The 19084-nt window shown below is 66.1% G+C and carries 14 protein-coding genes and 1 pseudogene; 7 read left to right on the plus strand and 8 right to left on the minus strand.

The window, feature by feature from the left end; all coding sequences use genetic code 11:
• Positions 1-1779, minus strand: a pseudogene (gene fdnG / locus DVDV_RS16870) (formate dehydrogenase-N subunit alpha); the annotation flags it as partial.
• 740 nt (positions 1780-2519) lie between these two features.
• Here fdnG and DVDV_RS16875 point away from each other — a divergent pair.
• On the plus strand, positions 2520-2828 hold the full coding sequence (locus tag DVDV_RS16875; protein ID WP_075355795.1) for a hypothetical protein: 309 nt from the start codon (positions 2520-2522) through the stop codon (positions 2826-2828).
• Between the two features lie 106 nt (positions 2829-2934).
• Here the strand turns inward: DVDV_RS16875 and DVDV_RS16880 are convergent, their stop codons facing one another.
• The gene (locus tag DVDV_RS16880; RefSeq protein ID WP_075355796.1) at positions 2935-4683 is read right to left on the minus strand and encodes a sensor histidine kinase; all 1749 of its coding nucleotides are present in this window, start codon (positions 4681-4683) and stop codon (positions 2935-2937) included.
• A gap of 137 nt (positions 4684-4820) precedes the next feature.
• On the opposite strand from DVDV_RS16880, the gene rlmD reads away from it, so the two are divergent.
• Positions 4821-6170, plus strand: coding sequence for a 23S rRNA (uracil(1939)-C(5))-methyltransferase RlmD (gene rlmD / locus DVDV_RS16885; protein WP_075355807.1), 1350 nt, complete (start codon positions 4821-4823; stop codon positions 6168-6170).
• Here the strand turns inward: rlmD and DVDV_RS16890 are convergent.
• Complete coding sequence (locus DVDV_RS16890) at positions 6167-7378, minus strand: hypothetical protein (RefSeq protein WP_075355797.1); 1212 nt, start codon at positions 7376-7378, stop codon at positions 6167-6169. The genes rlmD and DVDV_RS16890 overlap by 4 nt on opposite strands.
• 219 nt (positions 7379-7597) lie before the next feature.
• Between DVDV_RS16890 and DVDV_RS16895 the strand changes: the two genes are divergently transcribed.
• Positions 7598-8947 (plus strand): DUF362 domain-containing protein, encoded by a 1350-nt coding sequence (locus tag DVDV_RS16895; RefSeq protein WP_083634812.1) that lies wholly within the window; start codon positions 7598-7600, stop codon positions 8945-8947.
• 162 nt (positions 8948-9109) lie between these two features.
• Here the strand turns inward: DVDV_RS16895 and DVDV_RS16900 are convergent, their stop codons facing one another.
• The 3 genes from DVDV_RS16900 to DVDV_RS16915 all read right to left on the minus strand — a co-directional run bounded on the left by DVDV_RS16900 (position 9110) and on the right by DVDV_RS16915 (position 12514).
• The gene (locus tag DVDV_RS16900) at positions 9110-11140 is read right to left on the minus strand and encodes a methyl-accepting chemotaxis protein (RefSeq protein ID WP_075355798.1); all 2031 of its coding nucleotides are present in this window, start codon (positions 11138-11140) and stop codon (positions 9110-9112) included.
• A 201-nt stretch (positions 11141-11341) separates the two neighbouring features.
• Entirely contained in the window at positions 11342-11656 is a 315-nt protein-coding gene (locus DVDV_RS16905; RefSeq protein ID WP_254845424.1) for a peptide-binding protein, read from the minus strand.
• A 501-nt stretch (positions 11657-12157) separates the two neighbouring features.
• Positions 12158-12514: a hypothetical protein gene (locus DVDV_RS16915; RefSeq protein ID WP_075355800.1), complete on the minus strand. Its 357-nt coding sequence runs from the start codon at positions 12512-12514 to the stop codon at positions 12158-12160.
• A 244-nt stretch (positions 12515-12758) separates the two neighbouring features.
• On the opposite strand from DVDV_RS16915, the gene DVDV_RS16920 reads away from it, so the two are divergent.
• Both DVDV_RS16920 and DVDV_RS16925 read left to right on the plus strand, forming a co-directional pair.
• Entirely contained in the window at positions 12759-13418 is a 660-nt protein-coding gene (locus DVDV_RS16920; protein ID WP_075355801.1) for a peroxiredoxin, read from the plus strand.
• Positions 13419-13562: 144 nt separating this feature from the next.
• Complete coding sequence (locus DVDV_RS16925; RefSeq protein ID WP_254845425.1) at positions 13563-15689, plus strand: molybdopterin-dependent oxidoreductase; 2127 nt, start codon at positions 13563-13565, stop codon at positions 15687-15689.
• Between the two features lie 270 nt (positions 15690-15959).
• Here DVDV_RS16925 and DVDV_RS16930 read toward each other — a convergent pair whose 3' ends face one another.
• Positions 15960-16868: a LysR family transcriptional regulator gene (locus DVDV_RS16930; RefSeq protein ID WP_075355803.1), complete on the minus strand. Its 909-nt coding sequence runs from the start codon at positions 16866-16868 to the stop codon at positions 15960-15962.
• Between the two features lie 94 nt (positions 16869-16962).
• On the opposite strand from DVDV_RS16930, the gene DVDV_RS16935 reads away from it, so the two are divergent.
• Both DVDV_RS16935 and DVDV_RS16940 read left to right on the plus strand, forming a co-directional pair.
• Positions 16963-17367: a CidA/LrgA family protein gene (locus tag DVDV_RS16935; RefSeq protein WP_075355804.1), complete on the plus strand. Its 405-nt coding sequence runs from the start codon at positions 16963-16965 to the stop codon at positions 17365-17367.
• A complete protein-coding gene (locus tag DVDV_RS16940; protein ID WP_075355805.1) occupies positions 17357-18061 on the plus strand; it encodes an LrgB family protein in 705 nt (234 codons plus the stop codon). The genes DVDV_RS16935 and DVDV_RS16940 overlap by 11 nt, the downstream gene beginning before the upstream one ends.
• A 179-nt stretch (positions 18062-18240) precedes the next feature.
• On the opposite strand, the gene DVDV_RS16945 is transcribed toward DVDV_RS16940, so the two are convergent.
• A complete protein-coding gene (locus DVDV_RS16945) occupies positions 18241-18837 on the minus strand; it encodes a GDSL-type esterase/lipase family protein (RefSeq protein ID WP_075355806.1) in 597 nt (198 codons plus the stop codon).
• Between the last annotated feature and the right edge of the window lie 247 nt (positions 18838-19084).

Consider the following 19084-nt stretch of genomic DNA (forward strand, 5'->3'; position numbering starts at 1 on the left):
GGGTCACGCCCGGTCCCTTCCAAAACGAACCGGTCTCGTTTTCAAACAGGTTGACGTTGACCATCCAGTCAAGCTTCGCCAGGGCGGCCCTGGTCTTGCCGGCTTGGCGCTGCTGGCGGCCGGGTTCATGCCCCAGGCGAAAAAGCCCTTGAACCGGCCTTTGCCCATGTGGTCAAAGAGCGTGAGCCACGAGGCGTCCTGGCCGGGTTCGAGCTTGGGCAGCCAGTCATAGGAAACCGCCGGCTCCACGTCGAGGTACATGGATTTCAAAAGGCTGGCCATGTACTTGGGCTGGTTCTTCTTCCAATTGAGGCTCTTGGGATCGCCGGTTTTGGGCGTCACGGAGGCGCAGTAGTCGGCAAGCGTCTTCTGGGGAGCCCGGGGAGTGGGCAGGTAGCCGGGCAGGCTGTGGAAGAGCAGGCCGGCGTCCGTCGATCCCTGGACATTGGACTCGCCGCGCAGGGCGTTGACCCCGCCGCCGGCCACGCCGATATTGCCGAGCAGCAGCTGGATCAGGGCCATGGTGCGGATATTTTGCACGCCGACCGTATGCTGGGTCCAGCCCATGGCGTAAAGAATGGTCCCGGACTTCTCCGCCGTGCCGGTGGTGGCGAAGGTCTTGTAGACTTCCAGGAGTTTTTCCGGCGACGTGCCGGTGACGCTGGAAACGGTCTGCGGATCGTAACGGGCGTAGTGGGCGCGCAACAGCGCCATGACGCAGCGCGGGTCGGCCAGGGTGTCGTCGCGTTTGGGCGCGCCGTTTGCATCAAGCACAAAGGCCCACTTGGACTTGTCGTACTTGCGACCGGCCGGATCATAGCCGGAGAACAGGCCATCGTTGAAGGCGAAATCCGGAGACACGAGCAGGGCCGCGTTGGTGTACTGCAGCACATAGTCCTTCTGGAACAGCTCGTTGTCCAGGATGTACTTGGCCATGCCGCCGAGGAAGGCGATGTCCGTGCCCGAGCGCAGCCGGGCGTAGATGTCGGCCTTTGACGAGGTGCGGGTAAACCGCGGGTCCACGTGTATAAGCGGCGCGCCGCGCTTCTTGGCCTCCATGACCCAGCGAAACCCGACCGGATGGGCCTCGGCCGCGTTGCCGCCCATGATCAGCACGCAATCGGCATTACCGATGTCGATCCAGTGGTTGGTCATGGCCCCGCGGCCGTAGGTTTCGGCCAGGGCCGGCACGGTGGAGCTGTGGCAGATGCGCGCCTGATGCTCGATATAGGTCAACCCCAGAGCGCGCATGAGGGACTGCAAGGCCCAGCATTCCTCGTTGTCCAGGGCGGCCGAACCGACCGAGGCCATGGTCTCGCAGCGGTTGACGGTCTCGCCCTTGCCGTTTTTGGCCATAAACCCGGCATCGCGGGCGGCCTTTACCCGCTTGGCGATCTCAGCCAAGGTCCAGTCCCAGGATTTCTCCTGCCACTTGTCGGAATTGGGGGCGCGGTAGAGCGGCTTGACCACGCGCCTGTCGTTTTCGGCCATCTGCCAGATGCTCGATCCCTTGGGGCACAGCGCCCCCAGGCTCACCGGATGGTCCGGGTTGCCCTCGACGTTGACGCAACGCCCGGCACCGTCCTTGGCCGTGCTGACGAGCAGGCCGCAGCCCGTGGAACAGTAGCAGCAAATGGATGTGGTCTGCCTGGCCCCCTGCAATTTGAGAATTGCGGCCGCCGCCCGGGCCGGACGCAGATCGAAGCCAAGCCCGCCGAAGACGGCCACGGCGCTGCCGGCGCAGGCGAGTTTCAGAAAATCACGACGACGGATGCCCATGCTGCCTCCTTGGGCCCGGGAACCGGCGCAAAGCCCTTTCCCTGCCCGGGCAGGGGGCGGCATCCCGCCATCCCGGCCCTTCATGGTTACGCCAAGAAACGGCGCGGTGAGACTGCGACCCTGACTGCGGCTGATGCACGGCCAAAGACAAGCACTGCGGGCGACGCGATCCGCCGGGAACACTTCGGTTTGTATTAACTTATGTTCTGGCGAATAGGAATCACGGAGTCAAATAAAAACGCGACTGCAAAGGCCCGGACGGCGTTGGCAGCACAACACCCGCCCATACAGCCCGGCCGGCTCGGCGACCAAGGATGCCTGTGCCGGACCGGGCCGTCATGTCCATCCGCGGTGAGAAGAGCAGGGAAAACGCCACGCAATTAGTTGACAATGATTTTCAATATCGCTAAGAGCGGATCATCGCACGGAGGCGGACGGCGCTAAGCGCAGCCGGCGGCTCCAAACCGCAACAGACCGGGAGGAACCTATGTTGTCGCAATCGTCGATTTCATCCAAGGGACGCACGGGAAGCTGGGCCAAGAGTTTTCTGGGCGCAGCCCACCGGGAGCAGCCTGTCGGGGCGGCAGTCGAAAGAGCGGCTCCGGCGGCCGGGGGAATGCTCCCCCCGGCCCCTAGCCAAGGGAAAGGGGTGTAAACGGGGTGCGTCCCCTCGCTTCAGATCCGGTCGGCCGGGGCCTGCCCGCCAACCGACCGGGCCGCCCACAGGAGGCAGATACGCCATGACCAACATGCATTTTCCCTTTGGCAACGAAGCGGACCTCATCGGCAAATTGCTGGCCAACTACCGCTACCGGGCCGTGGTGAACCACCGGGAGCAATGGTATTATCAGACCAAACTGGTGTGGCGGGGCCGGCTCGTCGCCTGCCGGCTGGGCAGGCTGGATCTGCGCCGCCTGCCGGACGACCTCTACAGTGAGATCTGGTGCGGCTACTATGACCTAACCGAGCCGGATTCCATGCTCTACGACGAAGTCCATCCCAACATCTTCGCCTGCATCAAGCACAACCACATCGCCGACGCGGCGTGAGCGTGGTACCTGCGGGGAAGAGGGAAGGCAAAAGGCAGGAAGCGCGCCTCCGGCGGCCAAAGGGGTGACCCCTTTGGAAACCCGCATGGGGAGGGGCGATGTTGCGTCAGCGCAGCGGCAGTTCAATCGTAAACGTGGTGCCTTTTTCCGATGTGGCAAAGCGGATGTCGCCGTGGTGGTCCTCGACGATGCGCTGGCACACCGTCAGCCCCAGTCCCGTGCCGGATTCCTTGGTGGTGCAAAAGGGATCAAACACCCGGGCGCGCATGGCCTCCGGGATGCCGCCGCCGGTATCGGCCACTGAAAGGCGCACCCTGTCCCCCACAGGCACCGCCGTCACGGTCAGCCTGCCGCCGCCTTCCATGGCCTCGCCCGCGTTTTTAAACAGATTGAGCAGCACCTGCTTGATGCGCGCCGCGTCATGGGGCACGGCCCCGAGTGCCGGGGAAACATCCGTGACCACGGCAATGCCCCGGGACTCCATGGCCCCGGCCATCAGGGCCAGGGACTCGGCCAGGGTTTCCCCCAGGTCATGCGGCTCGATCTGCGGCGGAGCCGGCCGGGTGAAATCACGCACTTCGTTTAAGAGGGCTTCCAGGCGCTTGGCCTCCGATTCGATGATGCCGAGCTTTTCCGCATCCGCGCTGTCCTCGGGCAGATGCCGCCGGACCTGATTGGCAAAGCCGCCCATGAGCATGAGCGGATTTTTGATCTCGTGGGACAACCGGGCCGCGGCCTCGCCGATGGCCGCAAACCGGGCCGAGCGGATGAGCTTTTCCTGGGCGCCGAGCAGTTCCCGGCCAGTCTTGTCGCGTTCTTCCCTAAGCCGGCGCGACCAGCGCAGGGCAAAGTGGATGGTGGCCACGAACATGGCAAAAACCACCAGCTCAAAAAGCCCCACAATGGCGAATTCGCGCACGAGCAGCCGGCCGATGAGCCCCTGCACCTCGTCTTCCGGCGCAGCCAGGGCCACGGCCCAGCGGTTGCCCGGGTCCTCGCTGCCGGCCAGGGACACCGGAGAAAAAGCCACATACTTCTTGACCAGCCCGATAGACCCCCGGTGCCAGCCGGAAACATACCAGTCCATGCCGCGCTGCCCGGCCATGACCCGGTTTTCAATGAGCCAGGTCAGGCGCGACCAGTCGATGCTGGCGTCGCGCTGGCGGCGCACTTCCAGGGATTCCTTGCCGATAAAGCCGGTTTCATGGTGGTCGAGAAACACCCCGGCGTCGTCCAAGACCCAGGCGTAGCCCGTCTGGCCCGAGCGCACGTTGTGGGCATAGCGCCCGGCCACGGCCAGGGCGTCGACCAGCAGCACCAGCCCCCCGATTCGGCCGGAATCGTCGGCCAGCGGCATGGTCATGGCCGTGAGCCGCCGGCCGGCCAGCGGACCGTTCTCCGGGCAAAACACCCGGCTGACGGCGATATGGCCCATGCGCACCGGGGTGGCAAAGGCCTGGCGGCAGGCTTCGGAGCACAGGCCGTCAGCAGCCATGGGCCGGCCCGAACCGTCGTAAAAGGCCACCGCGTCCCCACCCGGGCGGATGACGCCCAGGGCGGCCACGTTCCATTCGGAAAAGATGCTGTAAAAAGCCGGCATGGCCAGCCAGGGCCGGCCCTCGGCCGCGGTTTCCTCCCGCCACATAAGCGACAGGCTCTCCAGGCAGGTGCGCAAAAAAGCGTAGTGATCGCCGATGTCCTCGGCGATCTTCTGGGCCAGAAGCAGTTGCTGGTGGTTGAACTGGTCCGTGACCACGGCCTCAAGGTCGATCTTGGCCCGATACCCCATGCCGGCAATGGCCAGGGTCAGGACCACGAACAAAAGGCACGCGGCCAGGATGTGCTTTCGGGTCATCGGCCTCCTCCAGCTTGATTTCGGGTATCTGATTTTTCCCATGTGCGCAATTGGTTACGGAGCACTCCCGAACTCCCTGCCGTTTTTTGGGAAACCAGCCCCTTGCGCCGATGCCCGGCCACGAGCATAAGTCCGCCATGGACATACGCGAATCAATGGAAGTGGAACTGGCCGTGACCCGGCTGGCTCTTGGCGGCAAAGGTGTGGCCCGGCTGGACGGGCTGGTATTTTTTGTGGACGGCGGGCTTCCCGGGGCGACTGTTTTGGCCCGGGTGGAAAAAGTGAAAAAGGGCTTTGCCGAGGCCAGGGTCGTAACGACCCTGACCGCCTCGCCCCAGGCCGTGGCCCCGGTCTGCCCCCATTTCGGGGTCTGCGGCGGCTGCGTCTGGCAGGATCTCGACTACGACGCCCAGCTTTTCTGGAAGCGCGAACAGGTGGTCGAATCCCTGGCCCGCCTGGGCGGTTTCCAGGACCTGCCCGTGGCCGCGACCATCCCCTCGCCGGCCATCTACGGCTACCGCAACAAGATGGAATTCGCCTTTGCCGGCAAGCTCTATCTGGGCCTGCACGAGCGCACCCGCCCCAACCGGGTGCTCGATATCGAGACCTGTCCCTTGATGGACCCCTGGGCGGCCGAAATGGTGGGCTACCTGCGAAAGGTCTGCCTGGATACCGGCCTCGGGTCTTTTGACGCCCGCACCAGCAAGGGCGTGTGGCGGCATCTGGTCCTTCGCCAGTCCGCAGCCACCGGGGCGCGTCTGGTCCACATGATCACCGGACCGGCCCGCGGGGCCGGCGACGCGGTCCACGCCCTGGGCGAGACGCTCATGAAGAAATTCCCCGAGGTGACGGGCTTTGTCCATTCGGTGCGCCGGGCCTCCACAGCCGTGGCCGTGGGCGAGCGCCAGGTGTTTTCCCTGGGCCGGCCGCTTCTGGAAGAGCATGTGGGCAATGTGCGCCTCCGGGTGCTGCCCGACGCCTTTATCCAGACCAACACCGCCGCCACCGCAGCCCTGTACGACGTGGTGGCCGCCGCTGCCGGCAGCGACCCCGAAGGGGCGGCCTGGGACCTCTACTGCGGCTGCGGCGGCATCGCCCTGACCCTGGCCCCGCATTTCAAGACCGTCTACGGCCTGGACATCGACATCCGGGCGGTGGAAAGCGCCAAGGCCTCGGCCGAACTGTCCGAGGTGGAAAACTGCGTGTTCCGGGCCGGCGACGCCTCGGTGGCCCTGGAGGAGCTGGTCCACACCCAGCCGGCCGTGGCCGTCATCGACCCGCCCCGGGCCGGAGCCAGCGCCGAGGTGCTGGCCGCGCTTATGCGCGTTGCCCCCAAGCGCATCGTCTACGTCTCCTGCAACCCGGCCACCCTGGCCCGGGACCTCAAGGTCCTGGCCGAGCTCTACGACGTGGCCCAGGTGACGCCGGTGGATCTGTTCCCCCACACGGCCCACATCGAGGCCGTGGCCGCCCTGACCCTGCGCTAAGGCCGGGCCGGTCCGGCAAACGGCCCGGCAGCCGCCAGACAGGCCTCCAGGTTGGCCGGCCCGGCCGGAAGCGGCGCCGCGTCCAGGCAGGGGTCGGCCCCGTCCAGGGCGTCCTTTGGCAGGCCAAGCCAGGTCCGGTCCACGAAACGGGCCAGGGCCTGGCCGGCCAGCCGGTTGCCGGCCGCATTCCAATGGATTTCCCGGGGCGGATACAAGACGTCCCCCCGGGCGGCGGCGCAGGCGAAAACAGGCGTCAGATCGAGCACCGCCACATCCGGGGCCACCTTGGCCAGGACCGCCTCGGCCATGCGTCCGGGCAGGGTCGGGTCAAAGGACTGCGGATCGATGCCGGCCTCCAAGGCGGCCTTGCGCCACAGCCCGGCATTGACCGCCACTTCGGCCGGGGACAGCACCACCGCCACCCGCATCCCCCGCTCCCGGCCAAGCCGGGACAAGTCCCGTCCGGTCTCGGCCAGGGCCTGCCAGCCCGGAGCCAGCTCGGCACTGTGCGCCGGCTCTCCGGCCACGGCAAAAAGCCGGGTCAGTTCCAGGAACCTGGCTTCCGGCAATGGGCTGTAGAGGCCGGAATGCGGTTCGGGGACGTCCATGGTGACGTATTGTCCAGTGGTTTCGATATTGACGGCGTCGACGACAAAATCGATCAGCCGCAACCCGTGCCCGTGGCGTGCACCGGTCAGCCGTTTGCGCCCGGTAGTGATTTCCACGAAATTGTCCCGCAACCAGCCGTTGACCGGCAGATCATCGGGCACGATGCGCCGGGCCACCTCCACGCAGTCGTTGCCAAGAAACACCCCCACCACCAGGGCATCGGCCTCGATCAATCCGGCCCAATGGCGCATGGCCTTGCGGTACTGGTGAAACGAAGTCCCCGGCTCGCCGAGATTGACCATCCGGGTCGACGCCCCGGCCTGCCCGAGCAGATCGGAAGCCACGCTTGAGGGGGTGAAATCAGTCTTGACCGTGCTGTAGACATAGGAATCGCCGAATTCCAAAATGCGAAACTCCCCGGGCGTCTTGCGCCGGGGCACGGTCGTGTCGTTGTAGTTGAGCGCCGTCAGGTTGACGCTGTCCCCGGTGGGATTGAGCGCGGCCGAATCATAGGCCTGTTCGATGAGCCGGCAGGCGATTTCGCCCAGGCCCACAAGCAGCACCGCGCCTGCCATAACGAGCAGGCATTTTTTGCGCATGGCGGTTCCCGTCGTCCGGCCGGGGCCGGTCCTGTTCATGGACTGGGGCCGCACAGAATCCGCGGATATCCGTTTGTTGCACGATGTGTTGTGAATTGCCATGCCCTCCATGTCGCCTCGGAGCCGGCCGAGGTTTCACTTTCCCTGCCCCGGCCGGCCCGGTATGCTCCGCCAGCATTCTCCTTCGCGCCCAACCGCCCAGCCCTCCAGGAAGAAACCATGCCCGACGCCCCCTACCGCCTCCATGTCCGCCATGCCCCGGGTGCCGCTGCCGTGCGCCGCGTCCTCGACGAGACCCTGCCGGCCTACGCCCACGTCTTCCCGGCCGACCGCGACGCCGCCATCCTGGTCAAACCCAACCTCAACGCCAACATGAACGCCCTGACCGGCAACACCACCGACCTGCGCCTGCTCCTGGCCCTGCTCGGCCATCTCCACGACGCCGGCTACCGCAGGGTGGTCGTGGGCGAAGGCACCAATTCCGGGTTTTATCGCAATAAAATAGGGGTGATCGAACGGCTGCGGGTGGACCGGGCCGCAGCCCGGTTCGGCTACGAGGCCGTGGACCTCAACTACGCCCCGGGCGTGCCCATCGCTTTTGAAAACGGGGTCACGGCGGCCATTGCCCAGCCGGTCATGGATGCAGCCCTGGTCATCAACCTGCCCAAGCTCAAGACCCATTTCGAAGCCGGCATGTCGGTGTGCTTAAAAAACCTCATGGGCTGTCTGGTCGGCCAGGAAAACAAGAAAAAAACCCACCAAAGCCTGGCTGCCAACATCGTCAACATCAATGTGGCCCTGCGTCCGGCCCTGGCCATCGTCGACGCCCTGATCGCCATGGAGGGCCTCGGCCCCACCCGGGGCACGCCCGTGCGCCTGGACACGCTCATTTTCGGCGAGGACCCGTTCCTGATCGATGCGGCCTGCGCCCGCCTGGCCGGCTACCCCGAGGCCAAGGTCCGGCCCCTGGCCGAAGCAAGGCGGCGGGGGCTCATCCCCCCGGCCATGGACGCCTTCCTGGACACGCTCCCCCTGCCGCTTCTGGCCGGCCGGCCCCTGGCCCCGCCGCTGGCCGGCCGGCTGGCCACCTTCATCCACAGCCCCAAACGCCAGAAGTACTTCCTGGCCGTGCGCAACACCGCCTTTTTCACCTGGCTGGCCGGCACGGACTGGTTCGGGCACCTGCTCTTTAAAACCGGCCTGCGCCAGGACGTCTTTTGCCGCGACGAGATGCACTGCACCGGCCTGACCCTCGACCGGGCGGCCTGCAACGACTGCGGGGCCTGCCGCCGCTACTGCCCGGCCGGGCTCGATCCCGTGGCCGTGGCCGCAAGCGGCGACCGCACCGGCTGCCTGGAGTGCCTGTACTGCTACCTCGTCTGCCCGCGCTCGGCCCTGGTCTTCCACGGCGAACAAGGCTTCCTGGCCGAGCAACTGCGCCAGTACGACGGTCTGGTGCGCAAGTTGGACGGCGGTGCAGGAGAGGGGGAGAAAAGAAGGAAGAGTGCCTCCGGCGGCCGGGGGGCGTGTGAGAGAAGCGGAAGAGTGCCTCCGGCGGCAAAGGGCTGAGCCCTTTGGAATCCCACCTGGAGGGAGCTTGTTTTGACTGTCCGGTGGGGCTCAGGCCGGCGAGCGGAAGCGGAGCAAAAAAAGACAGGGCCTCCCTGCCGGACCGGAACTGGGTTCCGGTCCGGCAGGGAGGCCCTGGAAAACGTCAGGCGGCCGGGCCGCTTAGCCGTTTCGCAGCTTGACGATAATCTCGTCCATGTCGCCGGACAGATCGGCCAGGGCGTGGACGGCCTGGGCCGACTCGTGCATCCCGTTGCTGGTGGTTTCCACCACCTCGCTGACCTCGTTCATGGCCCGGTTGATCTCCTCGGCCGCAGCCGACTGCTGCTCGGAAGCGGCGGCAATGCCGGCCACCTCGCGGGCGCTGGCCTCGGCCAGGGCCAAAATCTCGCGCAACACCTCGCCGGAACGGCCGGCCAGCTCGGTGGCCTCGGCCACGGCCTGCCCGGCCTTGTCCACATTCACGATATTGCCCGACACCGACTGCTGGATGCTGACCACCGCCTGCCCCACTTCCTTGGTGGCGGTCATGGTCTTCTCGGCCAGCTTTCGGACCTCATCGGCCACCACGGCAAACCCGCGCCCGGCCTCGCCGGCCCGGGCCGCCTCGATGGCGGCATTAAGGGCCAGCAGGTTGGTCTGGTCGGCAATATCGGAAATAACGGACATGACCCGGCCGATGGCCTGGGTCTGCTCGCCCAAAGCGCCCATGGCGCCCTTGAGATCGGACGACACGGTGTTGACCCGGTCAATCGAGCGCATGGATTCCTCGACCACGGCCGCACCGGCCGAGGCCTTGGTCTTGGTGTCCTCGGCGGACTGGGCGGCCCGGGAGGCGTTTTTAGCCACGTCAAGGACGGTGGAGGTCATCTGGGCAATGGCTTCCACCACTTCGCGCAGACGGTCGCGCTGGTGGTCGGCCCCGTTTCGCACCTGCTCCACCTGGGATTCGAGCTGCCCGGATGCGGCAATGATGCTCTCGATGACCACGCCGAGATTCTCGGCCGCCTCGGCCATGCCCTCGCGCTTGGCCACTTCGGCCATGCTGCGGGCCTTTTCCGCCTCGGCCCGGGCGGCCTCGGCGCACTTGGCCTCTTCGTTGGCCTCGCAACTCATGGCCTCGGCCTCGGCAATCTTGGCCTTGAGGCTGACCACCATCCGCTCGATGGTGTTCTTGAGTTCGGCCATTTCGCCGGAGAAGCGGCCCTCGGCCACGGCGTCGAAATCGCCGCGCGACACCTTGCGGGCCAGATCCATGACCCGGCGCAAGGGCGCGGTCATGCCCCGGGCCGTGAAAAAGCCCACGACCATGACAATCAGGGCCACGACACAGGAGGCGGTCAGGGTCGAATACATGATGGTGCGCTCGGTGGCGGCAATGGAGGCCCGGTCGCGGCCGATAAACATCATGCCGGCGATCTTGCCGTCAGCCCCGTACATGGGCCAGTAGGCCGTGTTGTAGTCCTGGCCGAGAATCTTGTTGACGTTTAAGAAACGGCCGCCCTTGTTGAGCACCGCCTCAAGGACGAGCGGATTGTCCATCCTGGTGCCGACGACCCGCTTGCCGTCGCGCTCGAGGGTGGTGGCCACGCGGGTGTCGCCGTAAAAGATGGTCGATTCGGTGCCGAGCACCTTTTTCATCTCGTCAACAAAGGCGTTGCTGGAGGACAGATTGATGCCGGTGGTGACGGAACCGACGATCTTGCCGTCCAGGTAGACCGGGTAGCCGGCCCGCAGGGAAAACTTGACGGCCGTGCCCTCTTCCAGGCCGACCGACCCTTGTCCGGCCAGGGCCTTTTGCACGTTGATCTGGTTTTTGACGGAATCGCCGATCTTGTCGGAATGGCCCCGGGCCACCACCACGCCCTGGGCGTCGGCAATGGTGACGAATTCAATCCGCAGTTCGCGCTGGGCTTCCTTGGCAATGGCCACGAGCCGGGCCGTGTCCTTGGCCGTGATGGCTGCGGCAATATCCGGCCGGCTGGCGAGGAGATAGGTCACGCCCCGCACTTCCTGGCTGGCTTCCTTGAGCATCGAATCCACGGCGTCGGCCTTGGTGTCGATCTCGTTTTGGCTCATGCGGTTGAGCCCGTCGGAAAGATACACGTGGACCGTGACGGAGGTGGCCAGAGTCAGCAGGGCTACGGTAAAAAGAAGCAGGGCAATGATCTTTCCGGTGAGGGTCAAACGCATAAACGCCTCCAGTGCCGGCCGGGAGCGGACTCCCGGGAACGGGGACCGTGAAAATTTGCACAAGAATAGCTTCTGTTACAAGGCAATTGTATCATAGGGAAAATACCAACGGCTGAAAAGCTGTTTCCCCATTTTTTCGCGAATTTTACCCTTTCAAAGTCATGATAATCCGAATTTTCACAATCCCCGCCGGATGCAGGGTCACGGCTTCGACACAAACCGGGCCAACAGATACCCGTCCCGGCCCGAGGCCAGGGAATGCACCTCCAGCCAGCCACCGGGAATCACCGCCGTGACCGCCACCTGCGCGCCGTCGCCCAGGTCCTCGAGCACCTCGCAGGTCTGGCTCGGGCAGGCCAACAAGTTGACGAGCGGCGCAGACACCCGGTAGACGTTTGCCCCGCCGGCCACGGCCGCACCCGGCCCGGCAGTCTGGCCCCGGCCCGCACAGCCGGCAAGGCCAGCTTGGCCGGCCAGACACACCGCAATCACACCCCAAGCCAGCTTCCGTTTCAAGCCTCTGTCCATTGACGTTCTCTCTTTAGGTTTGGTGTTGTACGGGTGAGAACAGGAATCATTCCTATTGCCAGTTTCCCGACAATAGGGCATAGGCACCTGAGCCGCTGCCGGCGGCACTGGCCATGGCCCGAAGCATGGGCCGGGAACCGGGAGTGGAAAGGCATCCCGAAGGGAATTGGCGGCGCAGGGCAAGCCCGGACCGGGCCACATCCGGCTGGCCGCCCGCCCGGAGTCCGGGACGGTGCGGCGGCAGGCGGCCGGGCAGGCCGGGAGTGGCAGGGCAAAGCGGAAAAGGAAGGGGTCTGGCCCGGCCGGGCGGGTCAGGCAGCCCAAAAGCGGACTGTCCGCCCGGTCCCGGACCACGGCCGGCCGGCGGCGCAAAACGGGCCGCATGCGGCCTGTCGTGGGCCGGCTGTCGGCGGGATGCCGGGCCGCCCGGACCGGATGCGGTTTCCCGGGCCGCCTTGCAGACGCGGCGGCGGGTTCCAAGGCTCCGGCCTAATTGCCGTCGTAGGTGCGCATCTTTTTTTCAAAGGCCCGGCGGCTGTCCTGGGACGGACACTGGCACACGGCGGCAGCGGCGTCGTAGCGGCTGTCGGCCATGATGCCGCCCGGACCGATGAAGGTGAGTTTTTCCGGGTCCGGCTGGCTGATGGTATAAACGCCGGGATTGGCCGCACAGGAACCGCAGGTGACGTCCCAGGTGGTAACGCCGGTCATGACCACCTTGGCCACGCAGCAGTCGCCATATGGGTCGACCGACTGGGCCAAAGCCGGCCCGACGGCCAGGACGGACAGGATCAGGGCCGGGACGGACAGAAAACGGATGAATCGGCGATGACGCGGCGTTGGCATGGTTCCTCCCTGACGCACGGCCCAGGGCCTGCTCATGGTCGGGAAACTAACGGGTCAGGCCGGCCTTGTCCATATGCGGCCCGCTCTTGCCGAGGCTATGCCCGGCCTTATCTGTAACGGATGGTTTGCTGCGTTTTGGCCGTGCCGCCCTTCTTGCCTTTTGGCCGCGCTCGGTACATAACCTGATACGATGATTGCTCCGGGCTTTGCCCGACAACCTAAAAAAACCAATGAGGACGCACCCATGCACGAACATGAACACGAGCACGAATACGACGACGACGATTGCTGCGGCGGCGACGAAATCCCGGCCGCTTCCGTTGGCCAGCCGGTGGCTGATTTCTCGCTCAAAGTCTACGACCCGGTCGAAGGCTTTTTCGGCGAGATGGACATGGAGCAGATCCAGGAAGCCGGCAAATGGACCATCCTGTTCTTCTACCCGGCCGACTTCACCTTCGTGTGCCCGACCGAACTGGCCGATCTGGCCACCAAGCACGAAGAACTGGTGAAACTGGGCTTTGAGGTCTTCTCCGTGTCCACCGACACCGAGTTTGCCCACCTGGCCTGGCGCACCACCGAGAAGCTGCTGGAAAACGTCAAGTTCAAAATGGCCGCCGACCCCACCGGCAAGGTGTCGCGCTACTTCGGCGTCTACGACGAGGAGTCGGGACTGGCCCTTCGCGGCACGTTCATCATCAATCCCGACGGGATGCTGGTGTCCAAGGAAGTCAACTTCTACAATGTCGGCCGCAACGCCGACGAGCTGCTGCGCAAGTGCCAGGCCAACGTCTATCTGCGCGCCAACCCGGCCGAAGCCTGCCCGGCCAAATGGGTTCCCGGCAGCCAGACCCTGACGCCTTCGGAAAAGCTCGTGGGCCATGTCTACGAGTCCATGAAGAAATAGCGGCCTCGACTGCCCCTGCCCCATCGCGGCCCGTTGCGTCCTGCCGGCTCTGGCCCTGGACGCAGCGGGCCGCCTGCTTTTTCCCGCCGCATTGACGCAATCAAGGCTTGCAGGCACACCTCTCCTGAAACAACGGAGATGCCCATGGCCCCTGCCTCCATCGTGCGGACTTCCTGCCGCGGCTGCCACGGCGTGTGCCAGGTGCTGGTCCACTGCGACGCCGAGGGCCGGCCGGTCAAGGTCACCGGCGACCCGGACAGCCCGACCAGCCATGGCTACCTCTGCCCCAAGGGCGCGGCCGCCATCGAACAGGCCAACCACCCGGATCGGCTGCGCCGCCCCTTAAAGCGCGTCGGGCCACGGGGCAGCGGCCGCTACGAACCGATTGCCTGGGACGAGGCTCTGGACCTCATGGCCGCCACCTTCGGCACGGTGCGCCGGGAGTCCGGCCCGGAATATATCGCGCTTTGCCAGGGGACCGGGCGGCCCTACACGGAATTTACCGGCCGCTTCATCCACGCCCTGGGCTCGCCCAATTTCGTCTCGCCGGGCCACAACTGCTTCCTGCCCCGAAACATCGCCTCGGCCCTGACCGTGGGCTGGCTGCCGGTGGCCGACGTCTACGGGCGCGGCGGGGCCTCCCCGGCCTGCATCTTTGTCTTTGGCTGCAATTCCATGGAGACCGGCGCGGCCGACGGCCTGTGCGGCTCCATGGTGAAAAGGGCCATGCGCCAGGCGGGCCAGGTCATTGTGGCCGATCCCCGGCGCACCAAAACCGCCGCCGCCGCCGGCCTCCATCTGCAACTGCGCCCCGGCACCGAATGCGCCCTGGCCCTGGCCCTGCTCCACGTCATCATCGGCGAGGCGCTCTACGACCACGACTTCGTGGCCCGGCATTGCCAGGGTTTTGCCGAGTTAGCCGCCCATGTGGCCGCCTTTTCCCCGGACTGGGCCGCGCCCATCACCCGGGTGGCTGCCGAGGACATCCGCCGGGCGGCCCGGGCCTTTGCCACGGCCAGGCCCGCCTGCCTGCTGTGGGGCAACGGCATCGACACCAGCGTCAACGCCTTCCAGACCGGCCGGGCGCTGCTGCTTCTTATGGCCATCACCGGCAACCTCGACGTGCCGGGCGGCATGGTGCGCTGGGTGCCGCCGGCCGGGGTGCGCTGCAAATCGCCCCAGGAAGACAAGAATATCCTGGGGATGCAGTTTCTCTCGCCCGAGCAGAAGGGCCGGATGATCGGAGCCGGCCGGTTCCCCTTTGTGCCGGGCTGCCACCAGCCCAGCTTCTGGGACGCCTGCCTGACCGGCCGGCCGTATCGGCCCCGGGCGGTCTGGCTGGTCGGCACCAATCCCATGCTGACGGCCACGCGCGGCGACGTGGTGGAGGCGGCCTTGCGCGACCATCTGGAATTCACGGTGGTTTCGGATCTGTTCATGACCCCGGCCGCCGAGCTGGCCGATCTGGTGTTGCCGGCAGCCCACTGGCTGGAGCAGGACGATGTGGTCTATTTCCACAAGATCTGGTGCGTACTGGCCCGGCGAAGCGTCCTTGATCCGGGCGAAATCCGCGACGACCGCGACGTGATTCTGGCTCTGGCCCACCGCCTGGGCCTTGACGAAGCCTTTCCCTGGCCCGACCGGCCGGCCTATCTGGACTGGCTCCTGGAACCGTCGGGCCTGGATTTTGCGGCCTTTGCCGAAAAGGGCATCCTGCTTGGCGAGATGCGCTACCGCAAGCACGAGGCGGACGGCTTCCCCACGCCAAGCGGCCGGGTGGAACTGGCCAGTTCGATCATGGCCAGGATGGGCCGGCCAAGCCTGCCTATCTATGTGGAGCCGCCGCTGTCGCCTGTTTCCTCGCCGGAGGTGGCCGCCCGCTATCCGCTCATTCTCATGACCGGCTGCAAGGTCCTGCCTTTTTTCCATTCCGAGGGGCGGCAGATCGATTCCCTGCGCCGGCTGCGGCCGGTCCCGCAGGTGGCGGTCCATCCCGTCACCGCCGCCGCCCTGGGTCTTGGCGCGGGGGACCCGGTCTGGGTGGTCACCCCGGCCGGCCGGGCGAAACTGACGCTTCGCCCCGATGACGGGCTCCCCCCGGACGTGGTCCAGGCCGACCACGGCTGGTGGTATCCGGAGCGGCCCGGCCCGGAGCACGGCTGGCGGGAGAGCTGCGTCAACCTGCTTTTCGGCCACGAGCATTTCGACCCGGACTGCGGGGCAGAACCCCTCAAATGCAGCCTGTGCCGCGTGGAGCCCGCCACCGCCTGACCACCGCCCCCTTTCCCCCCTTGCCGGGGTCCGGGGGGATCATCCCCCTGGCAGGGCTCGGGACAACGCCCCGATTCTCTTTGCCCGTCTTCCCCTTACCCCTTTCTCCACTTGCCGGGGTCCGGGGGATCATCCCCCCGGTGGGGCTCGGGGCAAAGCCCCGATTTTCTTCGCCCGTCTTCCCCTTTACCCCTTTCCCCCCTTGCAGGGGTCCGGGGGGATCATCCCCCCGGCGGGGCTCGGGGCAGCGCCCCGATTCTCTTCTCTTTATCATTGCTCTTCTCCTCTCCCCTCACCTCCCAGCGGCAACTTCTCGCGGGCCAGGGCCAGCCAGGCCCGGGCGGCCGGGGACAGGCGCGCCCCTTTGCGCCACAGGAGCGCCGCCCGCCAGCGCAGATCGGTCTCGTCCAAGAGCACCACACCCAGCGGGGCGAGATCGCGCCCTTCGGTCAGGATGCGCGGCAAGAGCGCCACGCCAAGACCGGCGGCCACCAGAGCGATGATGAAGTCGACCTGGCCGCTGCGGGCGGCGGCGCGCGGGGTGAATCCCCGCAGGGAGCAGGCGTGTTCGATGCGGGGATTGAGGGCAAAGCCCTGCTCGAAGAGGATGAACGGATCCGCCGACAGCTCGGCCAGACGCAGGGATTGGCGGTCGCGCAGCGGATGGTCGGCCGCCAGCACCGCCACCATGGGATCATCGCGCACCGGCTGCCAGGAAAAGGCCTCGGCAATGGGCAGAAGCGACACGGCCAACTCCACCTCGCCGGCCACCAGCGCCTCTTCCAGCCGGGCACTGCCCTGCTCCATGAGTTCGATTTCAACGCCCGGATAGCGGCTGCGGTATTCGGCGAAAAGCGGGGCAAAAAGCCGGGCGCTGCCGAAGATGGGCAGCCCCAGGCGCAGCCGCCCGGAAATGAGGCCGCGCAGATCGGACAATTCGGCCAAGAGATGTTCGCCCTCGGCCAGCATGGCAACCGCCCGGGCATAGACCAGCTCGCCGGCCACGGTCGCCCGCGCCCCGGTGGCAAGCCGCTCCAGCAGCGCCTCGCCAAACTCCTGCTCCAACTGGGAAACGGCCTTGCTCACCGTGGACTGGGTGGAGAAAAGCGACCGGGCCGCCTTGGAAAACCCGCCAAGCCGCACCACTTCCACAAAGGCCTTGAGATTGCGTAGTTCCATGCCCATTCCAATATGGAATAGTTTTCATTCCGACAATTCATTTCACAAATGGGCAGCCCGAACCTATCTCCTAGGCAGGCAAGGAGCCTGTCTTATGCATGAAACAATTTTAAATCATACTGGCCGGGTGCGCGCGTTCGTGGAAACGGCGGGCCAGACGGTCTTTTTTATCGCGGTGTGGTGGGTGTGCGACGCGGCAGCCAAGGCAGCGGGATTGCCCGTGCCCGGCGGCGTCCTTGGCATGCTGGTGCTGCTGGCCCTGTTGGCCACCGGCCGGTTGCGCGCCTCGCGCCTGACCCTGGGGGCCAAGGGGCTATTAAACCACATGCTGCTCTTTTTCGTTCCGGCCGTGATCACCCTGCGCGACCACGCGGAACTGGTCAGCCCGCTTGGGCTCAAACTGCTGGCCGTCATCGTGGCCGGCATCGTGTCGGTAATGATCGGCACGGCCCTAATCGTCGAACTTTCCATGCATCTGAGGTCGCGCCATGTTCGCTAGCTCTACCCCCCTGTTTTGGCTGGCGGCAACCCTTGCCGCCTATGTCCTGTCGCGCATCGCCCACCATTACCTGCGCGCCTGGTGGACCTCGCCGCTGCTGTTAACCTGCGTTCTGTGCCTTGGCCTGACCGTGGTCCTGCACACAGGCTACCGCGAATACATGCGCGGCGGGCAATGGCTGTTGCTCTTGCTCGGGCCGGCCACGGTGGCCTTTGCCGTGCCCATCTACGAGCATCGCGCGCTCATTCGCCGCCACTGGCCGACCCTGGCCGTGGGGGTGGGGTTTGGCTGTCTGCTGGCCTTTGGCGGCTCCTGGCTGCTTTCGGGGCTGCTCGGGCTGCCGGCAGGCATGCGGCTGTCGGTGTTGCCCCGCTCGATCACCACACCCTTTGCCATGGACTTTGCCAAGCAAGTGGGCGGCGCGCCGGATCTGGCGGCCGTGTGCGTCATTGCCACGGGCGTACTTGGGGCGTCGCTGGGCGGGATGCTGCTCAAAGTGCTGCCCCTGCGCTCGGCCCTGGCCCGGGGAGCCATGCTCGGCATGGGGGCGCACGGGGCCGGCGTGGCCCGGGCGCTTGAAGAAGGCGAAGAGGAAGGAGCCATCGCCGGACTGGTCATGATCCTGGCCGGAGTCACCTGCGCCCTCCTCGGCCCGGCCATCTCGCTTTTTGAGGCCGTGCCGCACGGGTTATAGGAGGAAGAGGGGGAATGCCTCCGGCGGCCGGGGGCCTGAGGCCCCCGGACCCCCCGACGGGAAAAGTTTTAAGGGGGTTACGGCAGAGGGCACACCATGCCTCCGCTGCATGAACCCCTGCCTTCCAGGAGGGATTCCAAAGGGGTCACCCCTTTGCCGCCGGAGGCAAAAAAAGAAAATCAGGCCAGGCCGAACCAGGCCAGCCAGGCGTCCCAGGCCGCCACCCGGGCGGCAAAGGCGGCATAGCCCTCGGCCCCGGGATGGTAGCCGTCGCCGGCGGCCACCAGGCTGTCCAGATAGGCCCGCTCCCGGCACAGCGGCCGGCACATCTCCAGATAGGCCACGCCCATTTCGGCGCAGGTGCCGGCAAAGACGTCGGAGAGTTCCTCCACCCGGCAGCGGTAGGCGTCGTCCAGAACCGGCGGCGGCCCGACCACCAGCACCGGGCACATGGCAGCCACCCGGGAAACGATGTCGAACAGATTGTCCACGGAATCGGCCAGCTCGACCTTGCGCCGGCCATTTTCGATCTTGGCGTCGTTGACGCCAAACGACAGCACCACCCGGGACTCGTCGCGGGGCAGCAGCCGGGGCGGCAGTTCACGGGCGACGCGGGCCTTTATATGGCGGCTGGTCTCGGAACGAACGCCGAGGTTGTACAGGGTCAGCCCCAGCCCGGCGGCCGGCGAAGCGGCGCACAACCGGCCGGGCCAGCCAAGATACTGGGGATCGCCAACACCGACCGTCAGTGAATCGCCGACAAAAACAATGCGCATGGCCGCCTCCTCGTCTTGCGTCCTCGAAATGCGCCAGCGCATCCCGACGACAATCCTGCGGGCAAGCCCCTTCACCCCCGGAAGCGGCGGTCCCGTCAAGGGTCTGCTTCGGTCGTCCCGGTCCACAGCCCGCCGGATTGCCGACCACCGCCAAAAATCCCTTGAAAAACGTTTCCCAGCAAGGGGGTCCGGGGGGGATTATCCCCCCGGCCGCCGGAGGCATTCTTTCTAAAACACTACCCCCACT

The sequence above is a fragment of the Desulfovibrio sp. DV genome (assembly GCF_001936595.1).
In the GTDB taxonomy this organism is placed as follows: Bacteria; Desulfobacterota; Desulfovibrionia; order Desulfovibrionales; family Desulfovibrionaceae; genus Solidesulfovibrio.

Coding starts and splice junctions, on each gene's coding strand:
- DVDV_RS16875 (WP_075355795.1), top strand. CDS start 2,520: ATGACCAACATGCATTTTCCCTTTGGCAACGAAGCGGACCTCATCGGC.
- DVDV_RS16880 (WP_075355796.1), bottom strand. CDS start 4,683: ATGACCCGAAAGCACATCCTGGCCGCGTGCCTTTTGTTCGTGGTCCTG.
- rlmD (WP_075355807.1), top strand. CDS start 4,821: ATGGACATACGCGAATCAATGGAAGTGGAACTGGCCGTGACCCGGCTG.
- DVDV_RS16890 (WP_075355797.1), bottom strand. CDS start 7,378: ATGCGCAAAAAATGCCTGCTCGTTATGGCAGGCGCGGTGCTGCTTGTG.
- DVDV_RS16895 (WP_083634812.1), top strand. CDS start 7,598: ATGCCCGACGCCCCCTACCGCCTCCATGTCCGCCATGCCCCGGGTGCC.
- DVDV_RS16900 (WP_075355798.1), bottom strand. CDS start 11,140: ATGCGTTTGACCCTCACCGGAAAGATCATTGCCCTGCTTCTTTTTACC.
- DVDV_RS16915 (WP_075355800.1), bottom strand. CDS start 12,514: ATGCCAACGCCGCGTCATCGCCGATTCATCCGTTTTCTGTCCGTCCCG.
- DVDV_RS16920 (WP_075355801.1), top strand. CDS start 12,759: ATGCACGAACATGAACACGAGCACGAATACGACGACGACGATTGCTGC.
- DVDV_RS16925 (WP_254845425.1), top strand. CDS start 13,563: ATGGCCCCTGCCTCCATCGTGCGGACTTCCTGCCGCGGCTGCCACGGC.
- DVDV_RS16930 (WP_075355803.1), bottom strand. CDS start 16,868: ATGGAACTACGCAATCTCAAGGCCTTTGTGGAAGTGGTGCGGCTTGGC.
- DVDV_RS16935 (WP_075355804.1), top strand. CDS start 16,963: ATGCATGAAACAATTTTAAATCATACTGGCCGGGTGCGCGCGTTCGTG.
- DVDV_RS16940 (WP_075355805.1), top strand. CDS start 17,357: ATGTTCGCTAGCTCTACCCCCCTGTTTTGGCTGGCGGCAACCCTTGCC.
- DVDV_RS16945 (WP_075355806.1), bottom strand. CDS start 18,837: ATGCGCATTGTTTTTGTCGGCGATTCACTGACGGTCGGTGTTGGCGAT.